This window comes from Paraburkholderia sediminicola (genome assembly GCF_046026855.1).
Classification (GTDB): domain Bacteria; phylum Pseudomonadota; class Gammaproteobacteria; order Burkholderiales; family Burkholderiaceae; genus Paraburkholderia; species Paraburkholderia sediminicola_A.
Genome location: NZ_JAQQET010000025.1, coordinates 120,616 through 135,689, shown reverse-complemented (window position 1 = coordinate 135,689; position 15,074 = coordinate 120,616). Strand labels below are relative to the sequence as shown.

At 61.3% G+C, this 15,074-nt stretch carries 18 protein-coding genes; 8 read left to right on the top strand and 10 right to left on the bottom strand.

Features of this window, described 5'->3' with window-relative positions; translation table 11 throughout:
• Positions 1-51: 51 nt before the first annotated feature.
• Both PQR40_RS25895 and PQR40_RS25890 read right to left on the bottom strand, forming a co-directional pair.
• Positions 52-786 (bottom strand): hypothetical protein, encoded by a 735-nt coding sequence (locus PQR40_RS25895; protein ID WP_408225243.1) that lies wholly within the window; start codon positions 784-786, stop codon positions 52-54.
• A gap of 98 nt (positions 787-884) precedes the next feature.
• Positions 885-1,076, bottom strand: coding sequence for a hypothetical protein (locus PQR40_RS25890; protein ID WP_408224668.1), 192 nt, complete (start codon positions 1,074-1,076; stop codon positions 885-887).
• A gap of 234 nt (positions 1,077-1,310) precedes the next feature.
• On the opposite strand from PQR40_RS25890, the gene PQR40_RS25885 reads away from it, so the two are divergent.
• From PQR40_RS25885 to PQR40_RS25870, 4 genes are all read left to right on the top strand, one after another.
• On the top strand, positions 1,311-2,279 hold the full coding sequence (locus PQR40_RS25885) for a metallophosphoesterase family protein (protein WP_408336588.1): 969 nt from the start codon (positions 1,311-1,313) through the stop codon (positions 2,277-2,279).
• Positions 2,280-2,312: 33 nt separating this feature from the next.
• A complete protein-coding gene (locus PQR40_RS25880; RefSeq protein ID WP_408224674.1) occupies positions 2,313-2,657 on the top strand; it encodes a cupredoxin domain-containing protein in 345 nt (114 codons plus the stop codon).
• A 389-nt stretch (positions 2,658-3,046) separates the two neighbouring features.
• Positions 3,047-3,844: a hypothetical protein gene (locus PQR40_RS25875; protein WP_408510106.1), complete on the top strand. Its 798-nt coding sequence runs from the start codon at positions 3,047-3,049 to the stop codon at positions 3,842-3,844.
• The gene (locus tag PQR40_RS25870) at positions 3,804-4,949 is read left to right on the top strand and encodes a diguanylate cyclase domain-containing protein (RefSeq protein WP_408510105.1); all 1,146 of its coding nucleotides are present in this window, start codon (positions 3,804-3,806) and stop codon (positions 4,947-4,949) included. Before PQR40_RS25875 ends, PQR40_RS25870 begins: the two co-directional genes overlap by 41 nt.
• 9 nt (positions 4,950-4,958) lie before the next feature.
• Here PQR40_RS25870 and PQR40_RS25865 read toward each other — a convergent pair whose 3' ends face one another.
• Genes PQR40_RS25865 through PQR40_RS25855 form a run of 3 tightly spaced genes read right to left on the bottom strand, consistent with a single transcriptional unit; the run spans position 4,959 to position 6,500 of the window.
• Complete coding sequence (locus tag PQR40_RS25865; protein ID WP_408510104.1) at positions 4,959-5,156, bottom strand: DUF1289 domain-containing protein; 198 nt, start codon at positions 5,154-5,156, stop codon at positions 4,959-4,961.
• Positions 5,157-5,158: 2 nt separating this feature from the next.
• Positions 5,159-6,211: a CDF family Co(II)/Ni(II) efflux transporter DmeF gene (gene dmeF / locus PQR40_RS25860; protein ID WP_408392352.1), complete on the bottom strand. Its 1,053-nt coding sequence runs from the start codon at positions 6,209-6,211 to the stop codon at positions 5,159-5,161.
• Positions 6,212-6,224: 13 nt separating this feature from the next.
• Positions 6,225-6,500 carry a metal/formaldehyde-sensitive transcriptional repressor gene (locus PQR40_RS25855; RefSeq protein WP_408224684.1) on the bottom strand — a complete coding sequence of 92 codons (276 nt, stop codon included), beginning with the start codon at positions 6,498-6,500 and terminating at the stop codon, positions 6,225-6,227.
• A gap of 193 nt (positions 6,501-6,693) precedes the next feature.
• Between PQR40_RS25855 and PQR40_RS25850 the strand changes: the two genes are divergently transcribed.
• Positions 6,694-7,533: a phytochelatin synthase family protein gene (locus tag PQR40_RS25850; protein ID WP_408510103.1), complete on the top strand. Its 840-nt coding sequence runs from the start codon at positions 6,694-6,696 to the stop codon at positions 7,531-7,533.
• A 98-nt stretch (positions 7,534-7,631) separates the two neighbouring features.
• Here the strand turns inward: PQR40_RS25850 and PQR40_RS25845 are convergent, their stop codons facing one another.
• The 4 genes from PQR40_RS25845 to PQR40_RS25830 all read right to left on the bottom strand — a co-directional run bounded on the left by PQR40_RS25845 (position 7,632) and on the right by PQR40_RS25830 (position 10,492).
• A complete protein-coding gene (locus PQR40_RS25845; protein ID WP_408392355.1) occupies positions 7,632-8,279 on the bottom strand; it encodes a glutathione S-transferase family protein in 648 nt (215 codons plus the stop codon).
• A complete protein-coding gene (locus PQR40_RS25840) occupies positions 8,280-8,690 on the bottom strand; it encodes a VOC family protein (RefSeq protein WP_408392358.1) in 411 nt (136 codons plus the stop codon). It abuts the gene before it with no gap.
• Between the two features lie 117 nt (positions 8,691-8,807).
• Positions 8,808-10,280, bottom strand: a complete 1,473-nt coding sequence (locus PQR40_RS25835; RefSeq protein ID WP_408224695.1) for a sodium:solute symporter family protein — start codon at positions 10,278-10,280, stop codon at positions 8,808-8,810.
• Positions 10,277-10,492 (bottom strand): DUF3311 domain-containing protein, encoded by a 216-nt coding sequence (locus tag PQR40_RS25830; RefSeq protein WP_408224698.1) that lies wholly within the window; start codon positions 10,490-10,492, stop codon positions 10,277-10,279. Before PQR40_RS25830 ends, PQR40_RS25835 begins: the two co-directional genes overlap by 4 nt.
• Before the next feature lie 352 nt (positions 10,493-10,844).
• Here PQR40_RS25830 and PQR40_RS25825 point away from each other — a divergent pair, with 352 nt between their 5' ends.
• The 3 genes from PQR40_RS25825 (at position 10,845) to PQR40_RS25815 (ending at position 13,298) form a co-directional block, all read left to right on the top strand.
• The gene (locus PQR40_RS25825) at positions 10,845-11,522 is read left to right on the top strand and encodes a MarC family protein (RefSeq protein ID WP_408225246.1); all 678 of its coding nucleotides are present in this window, start codon (positions 10,845-10,847) and stop codon (positions 11,520-11,522) included.
• A 75-nt stretch (positions 11,523-11,597) separates the two neighbouring features.
• Positions 11,598-12,431 (top strand): class II glutamine amidotransferase, encoded by an 834-nt coding sequence (locus PQR40_RS25820; protein ID WP_408392361.1) that lies wholly within the window; start codon positions 11,598-11,600, stop codon positions 12,429-12,431.
• Between the two features lie 6 nt (positions 12,432-12,437).
• Positions 12,438-13,298, top strand: coding sequence for an MBL fold metallo-hydrolase (locus PQR40_RS25815; RefSeq protein WP_408510102.1), 861 nt, complete (start codon positions 12,438-12,440; stop codon positions 13,296-13,298).
• Positions 13,299-13,302: 4 nt separating this feature from the next.
• Here the strand turns inward: PQR40_RS25815 and PQR40_RS25810 are convergent, their stop codons facing one another.
• Complete coding sequence (locus tag PQR40_RS25810) at positions 13,303-15,045, bottom strand: cobaltochelatase CobT-related protein (protein ID WP_408510110.1); 1,743 nt, start codon at positions 15,043-15,045, stop codon at positions 13,303-13,305.
• Between the last annotated feature and the right edge of the window lie 29 nt (positions 15,046-15,074).

The window sequence follows — 15,074 nt, the reverse complement described above, 5'->3', positions numbered from 1 at the left end:
ATCACCCAACAAAATCCCGGCTGAAACGATGAGATTGACGCAACTATCGGATCATGCCGAACGCGGTCGGCGCTCCAGCCAATTCCGCAACAGACCTGCCAGAAGCGCGCTAACGAGCACGGCAAGGTAAAGCGTGACGAGACTGTGGCGCCATGTATCGAGCGTAAGCTGGTGCGCCAGCAGTTTCGAATCAGGCGCCGGCAGGACAGCATGCATTGCGACGACCGCTTGCTTCATCCGCAGAAAACCCACTGCGGAAAGCAATGGCAAAACAATGAGCAAGGCAAGCAGTGCGGGCCTCGCGCGTTGCATCGCCGGATAGTGACGCAAGCGAAACCACACGCCGAGGCAACCATGGATCCAGCCTGGCGCTAGCAGTGCGAGCTGCAGACCCTGCGTGCCGCTCGCGATCAGCGCTATCACGATCCGCTCGTAGTTCGGCTCGAAACCATATAGCGACGCCGCGAGGCGCGTCGCGACCGCATGCCGGATCAGCAGCAAGGGCAGGCTCAGGCCGGCCCACAGCCGGATCCATTCGGCGGGTGGGAGCGACCAGTGACGACGCCCGTAAATCGTGCGCACAGCGAGCGCGAAATGGAGCAGGGCCGAACCGTACAACAGGATCGTGCCGGGCACGCTGTGCCAGATCCACAGAGCGAACGTGAGCCCGCGTCCGGCAAGATCGAGCGACCAGATACCGAGCGCATGATTGACCAGGTGCAAAAACAGATAAACGAGCAGCACCACGCCCGATCCGAGTTGCAGGCGGCGCAGAATGGTCTGCAAATCCGGTCGCACCTTACCCTCCCTTCAATTCGTATGCTCCGCAAGACGGCTTGAGAGACCGCCGGCAAGCATGCCGCCGCGCAGGCCCGGGCATTGCCTCACGCTCTGCGAGCGGGCGGGGTGGTGCGTTTCTGATGCCCGCCCTGTTGTACCGTACCCAGGCGTACCGCTTCGGCAAATCGCTGTAACGCGGACAGCGAGCCGCACACGCTCTGATACTGCTCGCGGCCAATCCTGCCGTCGAGGATGACCGCCATGCCCGAGGCACGGGCCATGCCGATGATATCCATGTTGGCTACTCCTTTCAGGTTCTCTCATCTGCAAGACCGCCGCCGCGGCGCGGTTATTCCCATTTGTTCCGGCCTCAGACATATAGGCCCACGCGGCTGGATTCGCCAACCGGTGCGCTAATTTGCTGTTCCTGGAATAAAACCGGCGGTGCGGCAGTCTTCCTGATGAACCGAGTCGTGAGGGCCGCCGGATAATCCCGCGGTTTGCCTGCGAATCTTTATCGTGAGGTCAACATGTCGTCACACCATTCATCCGATCCTGCGTTCGACCCTGCATTCAACCCCTCCCGTCGCGGCGCGCTGAGATGTCTCGCCTTCGGTGGAGTCGGCACGGTCTTCGTTCTTGCCGGCGGCATCCTCACGCCGGTGGAGCTGGCCCTCGCAGCCGATGCGAAATCATCCTCGATGGCCATGGGCGTACCGCTATTCCTGCAGATCAGCGATTCGCATATCGGCTTCAATAAAGAAGCCAACCCGGACGTTGCCGGCACGCTCAAGCAGACGATCGACTACGTCAACGCCATGCCGGTCAAGCCTGCGCTGACCATCCACACGGGCGATATCACGCATCTTTCCAGGCCAGCGGAGTTCGATCTGGCGGCGCAGTTGATGTCGGGCCTGAATATCACCGAACTCCACACTGTGCCGGGCGAGCATGACGTGACGGACGGCCCCGGAACCGAATACTTCAGCCGCTTCGGCAAGGCTTCGGACAACAGAGGTTATTACAGCTTCGACCACAACGGCGTGCACTTCGTCGCGCTCGTCAACGTGATGCATTTCAAGCCTAACGGCCTGGGTGGTCTCGGCGACGATCAACTCGCCTGGCTGGAAAATGATCTGAAGGGCCGCTCGTCCAGCACGCCGATCGTCGTCTTTGCACACATGCCGATGTGGACGATCTACGAGCCGTGGGGGTGGGGCACGGGCGATGCCGGTCAGGCAATGAGTTATCTGAAGCGCTTTGGCTCGGTGACCGTGCTGAACGGCCATATTCATCAGATCGTGTCGAAGGTCGAAGGCAATATCACCTTCCATACCGCGCGCTCAACAGCCTATCCACAGCCGACCGCCGGCAGTGGCCCGGGCCCCGGGCCACTTACGGTCGCAAGCGACCAGCTCCCAAAGATGCTCGGCGTGACCAGCATAAAAATCGCGCGTCATCCGCTCAAAGCGACGCTTGCCGATACGACGCTCGTTTGATTTCAGTTTTTTTTCTCTCGCAGGAGATCAGTTATGCAAATTAATACTATTTGCCGCACGTTCTTTGTGCTACTCGGGAGTTCGGCGCTCGTCGCGGCGTCGGCGGGACTTTCCGTTGCGCGGGCAGAGACGCCCAACGCCGTGGTCATCAAGAACTTCATGTTTTCGCCGATGGCGCTGACGGTCAAAGCCGGCTCCACGGTGACCTGGAAAAATCTCGACGGCGAGCCGCATACGGTCGTGAACGACGCGGGTATGTTCCGTTCCGCCGCGCTCGACCAGAACGACACGTATCAGTTCAAATTCGACAAACCGGGCGTGTACAAGGTGTTTTGCGGCATCCACCCGAATATGAAAGAAACAATCACCGTGCAATAGGTGCCGGATTCAGTGGGGGCGCCACACGCCCCCACTGAGCACGCATAGCGTTTTAAGCGATGGCCACAAATCGGCGCTTCATATTGGCGTGTTTATTGCATGACAGAGAGCCGCAGCGCATGGTCGAATCGCCGGCCTCCAGTCCACCGTAGGAATGGCCCGCATCAGCTCACAGCACTACCCGTGATCTACGCGGCGTTGAATCTTTTACCTGTCTTATCGACGCATAGCAGGCTCGCAAAACCGGCGTTTAAAGCGCAGCATCACCGTATGGTCGCTACCCGGCGTAGCGGAACACATTCATCGAACAACTCCAGCTCGACCACCGCTGAATCGTGCGAACAATGTCTGCCTAAATGTCAGACGTAAGGATTCCGGAGAGTATTGCGATGTTCAACGATACCGACTTGCCAAAATCTGCTGTAGAGAATCCGGATACTGGCTTCGACGCCGGCGCTGAGCCGTCGGCTGCGGCACCGCCTGTGCGCTTCGGACGTCTTGCACTATGCATCGCGACGGCAAGCGCGCTAGCTTTTGGCGTGGTGGGCACGGTGGCGTACGGCGTCTGGTTCAACCGTGATCAGCAAACGTATGCCGACGCCATGGCGGGCGCCCGGCAGGCGCTCGGGACCGCTGCGTCGGCGGCTATAGGCCCGGCGTCGGCGAAATCGATGGCACCGCCAAAGGCGGCAATTTTCGCCGCAGCGCCGCAATCGGTGACGACGACAGCAGGAGCGGAGCGAACAGCGTCCGGCATGCACGCCACTGTCGCTGCGCCAGTGACAACGGCAACGCAGACAACGGGAGATGCACCGGCAACCGCACAAATGCAGGCAACAGCGGCAGCATCGGACGGAGAAGAAGGAAGCAAACAGGCCTCGTGGTCCGGTCCGGTCACGCGGCTCCCGACGCCGGCGGCCAGTCAAACCAGCATCGCCGACGCAACACCCGCCGCAACCGCGCCTTCTGTCCCTGCCGCTCAGCGCGCGGCACATCCGTCCCAACAGTTGGCGTCCAGCCGCCCCGGCAGAGACGCGCGTCTCGCCCAGCAGGATCGTCGATCATCTTCGACTGCGAATTCCAGGCACAAGGAAAGTCTGTTCGCCCGGATGAGTTCGTTTTTTCGTCGCGTAAGCTATCGCCAGCATGGCACCGGAAGCCAGCAAACCAGCTATTCCCATCCCTGAGCGGATTCGCATCCGGCGCGCTGTTCGTGGGCGCGCCTTCGCGATCCGCTTCAGGCCGGGCCCGGCTGCGATCGCCGCCGCCTCGCTGGTTTGCCTCCTGATTGGCCTTCTCTATCTTGTGCTGCAGATCAGGACGATTTTTTCCGATCAATTGAAGCAGGAATATACGGGGCTGGTTCTCGAAGCGGTTGAACGGGCAGAAGGCGCCCGGAGTCTGGCCGGCCTCTGGGCGCAACTGCCCGACGCCACGGCGGGCAGAGCCACCGGGTATCTGCACGCTCGAACCGAACTTACCCATCGCCTCACCTCGCTCGCGGCGCTGGTGAATGCGAGTCCGTCGGCGGCGCCGCATCTGCCTGCGTCTTCGCTTGCACCCGACGCCGATCTGCGCGGCACGGATGCGCTGCTCAATGACGTGTCGACATATTGGCGAGCGCAGCGTGACATCGACAGTGCCGACGTACGCGTGCGGATTGCCCACGTCGCGCGCACGCTCATCGCGTCGGCGGCACTGCTGTTCTGCATGCTGATCACCGCGTTGGGAATGTACGCCAAACGGAATCTTCAGCTGGCGGGGCAGTCGCACGAATTCGAGCACGCGGCGCTGCACGATGCGATGACCGGCTTGCCGAACCGGCGCAAGCTGTTTGCCACGCTCGACGAGGCGGCGACGAGATCGCCCGCGGTCGCGGCGTCTTGCAAATTTGCCGTGCTGTATGTCGATCTGGATGGATTCAAGCAGGTCAATGACTCGCTCGGGCACCGGGTCGGGGATGAATTTCTGATCGCGGTTTCGAAGCGCTTTCGCGAGTCGGTGCGTAAAGGCGATGTCGTCGCCCGGATCGGCGGCGATGAATTTGCCGTCCTGGTCCGGGAATTTTCGACAAATGCAGAGCTCGGCGAAATCGCCCGGCGGCTCATTGCCTGCGTGGTTCAAACAGACCAGGAGATGGGGGTCGGACTGGTTCGCGCCAGTATCGGCATCGCCAGTTTTCCAGATTCCGTCGACGATTATCATCGCCTCGTGGCCGCGGCCGACGAAGCGATGTACCGGGTCAAGCGCAGCGGCAAGAACAGTTATGCGTTCGCTGACCCGGCGAATTGACGGGCGCCTTTACGAGGTTTGCGTCTCTTGAGTCGCGGGTTTCACCTTCGCCTTGCGACGCGAGGCGTCATGGATAACCTGATGGCGCCGGTGGTCGGTCATATTTTTCCATTCGCGAATCTCGTCCCGGGTGCGCAGGCATCCAATGCAGAAGCCCGTTTTGCCGTCAATTTTGCAGATGTCGATGCAGGGTGATTCAATTGCCATATTCAGGCCATCAGTTCCGTTGGGTTGACTTCGACGGTGACGTGCGAGAGTCCGCTGAAGCGTTTCAGCAAGGCATGATAGAAACGCGAGTCACGGCGCGTTTCCTGGGTCGCGACGGATATTACCGCACTCATATGACCGGGGCCCACGCGCCAGACGTGCAAGTCGAGCACCTGGTCGCCGTTATCTTCGATAGCGTGACGCACGTTCTCCGTCATGCGCTGGTCGGGGCTCATATCAAGCAGGATTGCACCTGTGTCGCGCATGAGCCCATATGACCAGTTTGCGATCACCAGCGCGCCGATGATGCCGGCGAGCGGATCCATCCAGAGCCAGCCGAATTCGCGTGCAAGAACCAGGCCGATGATAGCCAGCACCGACACCGCAGCATCCGCCATTACGTGAATGTAGGCTGCGCGGATATTGTGATCCTGCTGAGTGGCGGCTTCAACATCGTGGTGGGCTGTGTGAGCGTTATTGCCGTGAGCTTCGTGCGCATGTCCTTCTTCGTGATCGTGACCGCCGTGGCCATGAACTTCATGCGCGTGTTCGTCGTGTTCATGACCGTTATGCCCGTGACCGTGCCCATGATGATCGCCACGCAGCAGCCACACGCTCGCCAGATTCACCAGCAGGCCGGCGACGGCAATCGGAATCGCTTCGCTGAAATGAATGGGCACCGGCGAGAGAAAGCGCGACACAGCTTCGTAAGCGATCAGGAGGGCAATCATGGCTAGCGCAATGGCGCTTGTGAATCCCGCGAGGTCGCCCAGTTTCCCTGTGCCGAATACGAAACGCGCGTCACTCGCATGCTTGCGCGCATACGTATAAGCGAGTGCCGCGATCAGCATCGCGCCTGCATGGGTCGACATGTGCAGGCCGTCGGCGACGAGCGCCAGCGAGCCGAACAGGCTGCCGCCGACGATTTCTGCAACCATCATCACGGCACACAAAGCGATCACCGCCCATGTTCTGCGCTCGTTTTTTTCATGAGCCGCACCCAGAAAAATATGATCGTGTCCCGCGCCGAAGGCAGCGTTTTTGAAGTCACTCATGTGCTGCTCCCATCTATTTGAAATAGCTGTGAACAACTTCGATGAGTTGTTCAGTCGCACTGCCCGCAGGTTCTTCGTCTGTATGCGCATCCACCAGGTGATTTCTGATGTGGTCCTCGAGCACGACCGCCAGCAGACCGTTCATCGCGCCGCGGCAACTGGTGATCTGCTGAAGTACGTCGGCGCAGCCTCGCTCGTCTTCGAGCGCGCGTTCTACGGCCTCGATCTGCCCCTTGATGCGGCGAACGCGGTTGAGAAGCTTCTGTTTTTCCCGAATCGTGTGACCCATGAATACTCTCCAATATACCCTAGGGGAGTATATCTTATTCGAGTGGATGGACAGCGGTTCGGCTCGCGTGGCGTTTGGTTGAAGATTCACGCGCCGACTTATTTCGTGTTAAAAAAACGAGGCTTGCCGATATGGGATGAAATGCGTTGGCACGCGCGAAGTCGTTCCGAAGTCATCCGCAGCGGAAGGGTTAATGTCCAGATATTCGTTGATGCGCGCCATGCAGCGCGTAAGCCGGCCTGAGTGGATCGTTGTTGCGCTGACGGCAACACTGGCGGCCTGCGCGCCGCTACCACCGGTTGCAAATCAAGCCATAAATCAAAGCTCGCATCAGGATTCGCAACAAGCCACTGCATCGGGCGCGGCACGCCCAGCCGATGGACCGCTGCCTGTTCCTCCGAACCTCATTGCGTTGACACAACCGGCCGGCCAGCAGCGGTTGATAACCACCGCCCATAACCAGTCGTACTGGCCGCTCTCGGAGTACTTCGAAACGCAGCGCAACGAAGCCTACTGTTCGATCGCGAGCTCGGTGATGGCGCTCAATGCGTTGGGCATCCGCCGTCCCGAGTCGACGCAGTACCCGGATTTCCCATACTTTTCGCAACAGGATTTCTTCCGCGGCGTCGATCCTCAGGTCGCCAACGCCGCGCGGGTATCGAAGGAGGGCATGACGCTCGACCAGCTCAGCGCAGCGCTAGGCGCATTTCCTGTCGAAGTGAGGAAATTCCATGCCGGCGATCTGACGCTCGGTCAGTTTCGCGATCTGATTCGTGACACGACGGGCCACAGCGACCGCTTTGCGTTACTGAACTTCAGGCGGGTGGAGATAGGCGAAGCAGGTGGGGGCCACTGGTCGCCACTTGCCGCATACGACGCCGCAAGCGATAGCGCGCTGCTGCTCGATGTTGCGCGCTACAAGTATCCAGCGGTATGGGTGCCGGTCACGCAACTGTATGCAGGAGCCCAGGCGGTTGATAACGTGAGCGGACTTTCACGCGGCATTGTGATCGTCGGCACGCGAGCGAACTAGCTGGCTAGCGATTTCCAGGGGGCTTCCTGGTCGTTTCCACGACCCTTCGGTCCCGCCGGCCACCGCCCCCGCCGGCCCGCCAACTGGTTGAGCGCGCATCAATCGTCCTGGTTGCGCCATTCGGTGAGCCCTTCTCGCGCATTCAATTCGATGAACGAGGGCAGGGCGCGCAGCCCGCGGATATAGCGCGCGAGATGCGGCCAGCCGAGTGCCGGGCGCGGCATATTGCGCGTCCAGCGCATCACCACGACCGCGAGGAAATCGGCGGTGCTGAGCTTGCCGCCGACCAGATAGTCGCGTCCGTCGGCGAGATCTGCGTTGAGCCGGTCACAGGCTTCGTCGATGCGCCGCTGCGCGAGCGCCCGGACTGCTTCGGCGCCCGCAGGCTCGCCGTCGATATCCGCGTAAAACCAGTCGCGCATGGCGGGCAGCAGCGTATTGGCCAGATAGACCATGAACTCCAGCCACGCCGCACGATCGGCGGAGCCTGGCGCGGGCGCCAGGGTGCCTTCAGGATGCCGCTCGGCCAGCAGCATGAGCAGCGCGGCCGACTCGTGGCGCGGCGTTCCGTCGACCACGAGCGTAGGAACGCGGCCCGAGGGATTCAGCCGCAGGTATTCGGGGTTCCGTTGATTGCCGGCGTCGATGTCGACGAGATGAGCGTCGAATGGGATGCCCATTTCTATCATCATCCAGTGAACGGCCATGCTTGCCGCGCCCGGCGAGTAGTAAAGAAGGTAGTTCATTCATTCGCTCCGCATGCTTTTTTGTCCCCACGCCGCGTTCTGCAAAACGATCCGGTATCCGTCGGGGTCCTCGAATGTTTTCCCCAGCCGATCCCAATACGGATTTTCCGATTCGCAGGGAAGGACACCAAGTGCCTGAATCCGCTCGACCGCGGCAAGCCATTCGTGGTGCTCGGGTAGATAGAGCACCAGAAGATGCTCGGCGGTAGGCGCTCGCCCGACCATGACACCGTGCTGGTGTGTGAACTCGATGTGCCAGGGGCACTCACGCCGCCCAAGCACGATACCGTCGAAACCCTCGTGGTTTTCGAAGCGGGCGAGCACCTCGAAGCCTAATCCCCTGGTATAGAAATCGGCGAGCTTGAGCAGATCGTTGGTTGGACGAGCGACTCGGAGAACGGGTGACTGCATCGGCGGCTCCACGGATGATATACGTGCCGCAGAGCATAGCGTGGAAGCAGAAAAAGGGGCTGGCGCCCAAGGCGACCAGTCCCTTCAACCGCTATGCAGGAAGGTACGAAGAAAACCTCAATGCACCGGCGCGTGAGTCTGCTCGACCGACCGCGGTTGCGTCGCAGCGCTCACCACGGCAAAAACAATGATGTTCACGGCGAGCGCCAGGAAGCCGATATTGATGTCCTTTAACGCGTCAGGCAAAAACGGCATCAACTGCGCAACACTCAGATGCATGGTGGTCGTCAGGGTCACGACGGCGACGCCCGCCAGAATCCCGCAAAACGCGCCGTACTTGGTCGCCCGGTTACGCCGCAGTAAACTGCAGATCACCGCCGGAAACAGCTGGGTCACGAAGCTGTAGCCCATCAGCAGCAACGCCACGATGGTCTCGCCGCCGTGCAGCGTAAAACCCACGGCTACGAGTGCCACCACCGGCACGAGAAAGCGTGCGAGCTTGGTCACCGTCGCATCCGACGCGTTGCGGTTCACCATGCCGCGATACACGTCGTTGGCGAGCAGCGTGGACGCCGACGTCAGAATCATCGATCCCGGCACCAGCGCCGTCAGAATCCCCGCCGCGCCGATCACGCCGACGAACCACGGGTCGAAAGTCTGCAACGACAGGCGGAACAGCGACAGGTCGATGTCGCCACCCTTCAGGCCCGGGACCTTCAGCGTCGCCGCAAAGCCCACGAAGAACACGAACAGCAGAATGAGCTGGTACAGCGGCAGCACCATCGCGTTACGCCGGAAAATACGCTCGTCCTTCGCGGTGTAGATCGAGCCGAACGTGTGCGGCCACATGAAGAAGCCCAAGGCGGTCAGGAGCACGGTCGACTGGAACCAGGTGACGCTCGAACCCTTGGCCGGGAAGGTCAGGAAACCCGGGCGCGCGGCATCGATTGCGTGGAACATCGCGCCGAAGCCGCCGTAGTAGTGCAGCGGCAAATAGATGCCGAGGAACAGCACGATCGCCAGAATCAGCAGATCTTTCACGACCGAATTCCACGCCGAGCCGCGCACGCCGGAGACGATCACGTAAGCCGTCACCACCGCGGCGCCGATCCAGATGGCGGCCGTCGAAGAAATCGCGCCATACGAGGCCGTTGCGACGATGATGCCGAGGCCCTTGAGTTGCAGCACGAGGTAGGGAATCAGCGCGGCCACGCCGACCAGCGCGACGAGCGTGCCGAGCGCCGGGCTGTCGTACTTGCGCGCGAAGAAGTGCGGCTGCGAGACGAGGCGGTGATTCTTCGCGTAACGCCAGATGGGCGGCAGCATCCAGTACGAGAGGATGTAAGCGAGCGTGCCGTAGGCAAGAATGTAGTAGACCGGCGCGCCCTTGCCATAAGCAAAGCCGCTGCCGCCGAGGAAGGTGAAGGTCGTGTAGATCTCGCCCGCCATGAGCAGGAACACGAACGCGGTGCCGAAACTGCGGCCGCCTACGGTCCACTGTTCGAGACTCATGTCGTGGCCGCGCCGCGCGCGCACGCCCAGGTACAGCGCAAACAGCGTAATCGCCGCAATGATGACGAGTGCGCTCATGATCGGGCCTCCTCACCGTCCGCGGCAAGCTGACGGTTAGTCGGGTCCAGACGGTAAATGATCGCCATGATGATCGAACTGAGCACCACCCACATGACGATCCAGGCCAGCACGAACGGCATGCCGAGCACTAGCGGCTCGACACGATTCACAAATGGGACGCCAAGCAGAATGCCGACGAACGGCAGCGCAGCGAGTACACGAAGCAACATGGGGGGCAACTCCTCGAACCGGTAAGTACGTCTCGTTGAAAGTGCAGCTTCGCTGAGGACTTTATGCCTGATGCTTTGACTACGTAAAGTAAGTCAAAAAAGTGTAGGCTTTCTGAAAGTTGTGCGCACATCTTTCTTCGCCGGTCTGCTGCAGTGCAATGCCGCGCGCTGCCTGCATCGCCCCCTTTTTTACCAATTTGCGTGCCGCGCCGCGATATCATCTGACCCACGCAACTTGAGCATCAATCTGGACAGGCCGAAGGCGTCCAGCACTTCAACTCAGCGCGGCGCATCGGTGGGCAGTCAGTCGAATAGCCCGCCCGACCGAGCCGCTGCCCGAAACGGATCGCATATGGTCGAAAGTCTGATCTCGGATATCCTCTTTGGCTTCACCGGGCTGATCAGCATCATCAACCCAATCGGCATGGCGTTCGTCTTTCTCGACCGGACAGCATCGCTCACTACAGAAGACCGCACCGCGCTCGCCAAGAAAATTGCCTTCAATGTTATGTGCGTGATGCTCGTCGCTTTCTTTGTCGGCACCCCGATTCTCCATTTCTTCGGCATCTCCATGGAGGCACTGCGTATCGGCGGGGGGCTCGCGGTTGCCGTTGGCGGCTGGCAGATGCTCAACGCGCCCGACACGCAACCGGCCGAGCAGCCGGCCGTCAAACGCGTGGATTCGGATAACGCCATGTCGAAGGCGTTCTTTCCTCTCACTATTCCTCTCACCACCGGGCCCGGTTCGATCGCTACTGCAATCGCGCTGACCGCGAACCGCACGCATAAGCTGTCGGCGTTCGTGCTGTCGAGCATTGCGTCGGTCGTGATCTCGGTTCTGGTGGCGCTCACCGTCTACCTGATTTACAGCCGGGCGGTGGTTTTCGCCAAATATCTCGGCGTGGACGGCACCAAGGTCGCGATGCGGGTTTCGTCGTTTCTGCTACTGTGCATCGGCGTACAAATTATCCTGACCGGTTTTTCAGAATTCCTGATACCGATCGCGCAGATGCAACCCGTGGTCAAATAGCGAACGGCGGCGCGCGGGCCCATTCGAGGCTGGGCGAGGTTCGTCAGACATCTCGTCGCGACAGGAGGAAAACGCATGTGCCGCTGGCTCGCTTATACCGGCAACCCGCTTCAACTCGAAACGGTGTTGTTCAACGCCAAACACTCCTTGATCGACCAGAGCCTGCATTCGCAGCTCGGCCAGACCACCACGAACGGCGACGGGTTCGGCATCGGCTGGTACGGCCATCCCACCGACATCCCGTTTCGCTACCGCAGTATTCAGCCCGCCTGGAGCGACCGCAACCTGCGCGAGGCCGCGCGGGCCATTCGCGCGCCGCTGTTCGTCGCGCATGTGCGCGCGGCCACCGACACACCGTCGCAGGAAACCAACTGCCATCCATTCCGCTATGGCCGGTGGCTCTTTATGCATAACGGGCTGGTGCGCAACTATCCGGCGGTACGCCGCGATCTGATGCTGGCGATCAATCCGGAGTTGTTTCCATCGGTGGAAGGCTCGACGGATTCCGAGGTGCTGTTTTTTCTGGCGCTGACCTTCGGTCTCGAACTGGCGCCGGTTACCGCGATCGAGCGGATGGTGGGTTTCGTCGAGGACGTCGGGCGCAAACACGGTATCGATGAGCCGCTGAACATGACGGTCTGCGCAACCGACGGCGAGCAGGTGATCGCGGTTCGCTATTCGAGCGAAGGGCAGTCGCGCTCGCTCTTCCACAGCACCTCGTTCCGGCATCTGCACGAACTGTATCCGGACGACCCGCGCATCACGGCGGTTGGCGAGGACGCGTTTCTCGTGTTGTCGGAGCCGCTTGCGGATTTACCCGGCTGGTGGGAAGAGATTCCGGAGAGCACGGCCGTGGTCGCGCGCGGCGGCGGGATCGAACAGTATTCGTTCAAGCCCAAACTGGTGTAGCGCGCCATGACACCTCAGATAGAAGCCTTTTACGATCCGGTGACCGGCACGTTCACCTATGTGGTGTATGCGGCAGAAGGTTCGGCGTGCGCCGTGATCGATCCGGTACTCGACTACGACCCGAAATCCGGGCACACGTCGACCGGTTCAGCCGAACGCGTTGTCGCTTTCGTCAGGCAACATGGGTTGCGCGTCGAATGGTTGCTGGAGACGCATGCCCATGCCGATCACGTTTCGGCGGCGCCTTTTCTGAAAGAGGCGTTGGGCGGCAAGATTGCGATTGGCGAAAGCATCCGGATCGTCCAGACCGCATTCAGGCGCATCTTCAATCTTGGCGAAGACATGCATACCGATGGCCGCCAGTTCGATCATCTATTCGCGTCCGGCGAGCATTTCAGCATCGGTGAACTGAGTGGGGAAGCGCTGCACGTGCCCGGTCATACGCCAGCGGATATGGCTTATCGGATTGGCAACGCTGTGTTTGTCGGCGATACGTTGTTTATGCCGGACGTCGGCTCGGCGCGTTGCGATTTTCCGGGTGGCGACGCGAATACCTTGTATGCCTCGGCACGCAAGCTGCTCGCGTTACCACCGGAAACGCGGCTGTGCATGTGCCACGACTACCCGCCGCCGTCACGCGGGCCGAACTGGCAGACCACCGTTGCCGAACAGCGGCGCAGCAATATTCATCTGCACGACGGTGTGGCACAGGAGGCCTTCGTCGCCATGCGCACCGCGCGTGATCGCACGCTCGGCATGCCGACGCTGATCCTGCCAGCGATCCAGCTCAATATCCGCGCGGGCATGCCGCCTGAGCCGGAAGCGAATGGCGTGCGCTATCTGAAGATTCCGTTGAATGCGTTTTGATGCGCTAGCGCGTGAGCAGCATCGAACTCAACACCGAGAACACCGTCGACGGCAATTCGGCAAGGCGGCTCACCACCACGTTGTGAGGATAGAAGTCCTCGACCGCATCCGTCAGCACGCCGATCCCCACCAGCTCGATGCCGCGTTTCTGGATCGCCGCGACGCGTTCGCGCAGATCGTGGCGCAGCACGTGCGGATCGCCGTCGCCGGTTGACGGATAGCCATCCGAGAACACGATCAGGATGCGCCGTTCGGCTTGATGATCGGCGAGCCGCGTCGCCGCCCAGGCCAGCGCCTCGCCGTCCGGATTCTCGTGGCCGCAATCGATCCTCGCGATGCCGCTCAGATCCGTGGCGCCAAAGCGTTTGTAGACCTTCAGGTCGAGCCGCTCGACAAAACGGTTATAGCGCCGCAAATCTGCACCGGCCGCCAGTTGCCGTTCATAAAGTTGCTTCATCGGTGCGGATTCGAGCGAGCAATACCCGAGCACTTCGCAGTCGAACGACAATTGCGTCAGCGCATCGCACAATGCCGTGGCGCACAGACGCGCGAGTTCGATCTTGCGCCCGGCCATCGAGCCGCTGCGATCGATCAGCAAGGTCACGGCAACGTCGCGCCCTTTGGCCGCCCGCTGCGTGCGAAACGGCGTACGGTAGCCAGGCGAGGTGGCGAGCTTCGCCAGTGCGGTACGGTCGATCTCCCCGCGTTCCTGTTCGCGGCGCCAACGGGTGCGTTCGTCGGCGCTCAGCGCTCGCTCGAGCTTTTCCTTGAGCGGCGCGGTATCCGCCCGTGCCTGCGCGCGAAGCTCGCGCCATGTCGCACTGTCGCCCTGGCCAGTGATGTCGGTGATTTCGTCGAATTCGGTGGCAAGCGGAATCGATAGCCGCGAGCGGGCGATTTCTGACGCTGCAGCGGCTTCGCCTTCGGAACGTGCCGAGGGTTGCTGCGCATCGGCCAGCGATTGCCCCATGCCCACCGCATTCTCCGCCTGTGCGCCGCCACTTTTATCGGACGGCGGCGAGGCCGCGTTGTCCTGGTCGGGCAGGGCCGTGTCGTCATCATTGAGCGGCGCCGAGGAAGAAGCGGCGGTTTCCGTATCGATGTCCTCAACCGGATCCGCGGTGAACACCATACTGTTGACATCGCCCGCCGACAAAGCCCGCACGCGTGCCACCAACGCCTGTGCTGCCGCGATGCTATGCGCGGTCGAGCGGCTTCTGCGCGCCTCGTCGAGCAGATCCTGCGAGGCGTGCAGCGCGGCCAGCAGTGAATGAATGGCTTCGGTCCGTGTCGGCTGTTCGTCCCACAGCGCGCGCTCCACCAGCCAGACCAGCCGGTCGCGCCAATGCAGCTTCGGCCAACGCTGCCGCGCCTGTTCGGCGGCATGCACACGCAGCTTGCCGATAAACCAGCGCGCGCCCGGATACTCGTCGAGCAGTTGCGCACAGACGCGGCGGTCCTCGATAACCTGCGCGAGATTCGCCGCAACGCCGGCAGGTAGCGCGTTCATCTGCGCGAGCGACGAATGCTTGGCGCGCGCCACCAGCAGATCCAGATAACCGATCAGCACGTCACGCTCAACGCCGCCGCTCAGTTCATAGTCGGGAATCACGATGCGGCCAGGTTCGACACGCGGACCGTCCGGACTGAACGCGACCGTCACGCCGTATTGCCCGGTCAGCACGCGCGCCACTTTGCTGAGCGTCGATTCGAACGCGAAGCCTTGCGTGTCGCGCGTTGCGTGCATGGCGCTCATGGTGCGGGTTGGACTCGATG

Coding starts and splice junctions, on each gene's coding strand:
- dmeF (WP_408392352.1), bottom strand. CDS start 6,211: ATGAGTGACTTCAAAAACGCTGCCTTCGGCGCGGGACACGATCATATT.
- PQR40_RS25875 (WP_408510106.1), top strand. CDS start 3,047: ATGTTCAACGATACCGACTTGCCAAAATCTGCTGTAGAGAATCCGGAT.
- PQR40_RS25850 (WP_408510103.1), top strand. CDS start 6,694: ATGTCCAGATATTCGTTGATGCGCGCCATGCAGCGCGTAAGCCGGCCT.
- PQR40_RS25885 (WP_408336588.1), top strand. CDS start 1,311: ATGTCGTCACACCATTCATCCGATCCTGCGTTCGACCCTGCATTCAAC.
- PQR40_RS25820 (WP_408392361.1), top strand. CDS start 11,598: ATGTGCCGCTGGCTCGCTTATACCGGCAACCCGCTTCAACTCGAAACG.
- PQR40_RS25810 (WP_408510110.1), bottom strand. CDS start 15,045: ATGCACGCAACGCGCGACACGCAAGGCTTCGCGTTCGAATCGACGCTC.
- PQR40_RS25815 (WP_408510102.1), top strand. CDS start 12,438: ATGACACCTCAGATAGAAGCCTTTTACGATCCGGTGACCGGCACGTTC.
- PQR40_RS25825 (WP_408225246.1), top strand. CDS start 10,845: ATGGTCGAAAGTCTGATCTCGGATATCCTCTTTGGCTTCACCGGGCTG.
- PQR40_RS25890 (WP_408224668.1), bottom strand. CDS start 1,076: ATGGATATCATCGGCATGGCCCGTGCCTCGGGCATGGCGGTCATCCTC.
- PQR40_RS25845 (WP_408392355.1), bottom strand. CDS start 8,279: ATGAACTACCTTCTTTACTACTCGCCGGGCGCGGCAAGCATGGCCGTT.
- PQR40_RS25830 (WP_408224698.1), bottom strand. CDS start 10,492: ATGTTGCTTCGTGTACTCGCTGCGCTGCCGTTCGTCGGCATTCTGCTT.
- PQR40_RS25865 (WP_408510104.1), bottom strand. CDS start 5,156: ATGGCAATTGAATCACCCTGCATCGACATCTGCAAAATTGACGGCAAA.
- PQR40_RS25880 (WP_408224674.1), top strand. CDS start 2,313: ATGCAAATTAATACTATTTGCCGCACGTTCTTTGTGCTACTCGGGAGT.
- PQR40_RS25835 (WP_408224695.1), bottom strand. CDS start 10,280: ATGAGCGCACTCGTCATCATTGCGGCGATTACGCTGTTTGCGCTGTAC.
- PQR40_RS25870 (WP_408510105.1), top strand. CDS start 3,804: ATGGCACCGGAAGCCAGCAAACCAGCTATTCCCATCCCTGAGCGGATT.
- PQR40_RS25840 (WP_408392358.1), bottom strand. CDS start 8,690: ATGCAGTCACCCGTTCTCCGAGTCGCTCGTCCAACCAACGATCTGCTC.
- PQR40_RS25855 (WP_408224684.1), bottom strand. CDS start 6,500: ATGGGTCACACGATTCGGGAAAAACAGAAGCTTCTCAACCGCGTTCGC.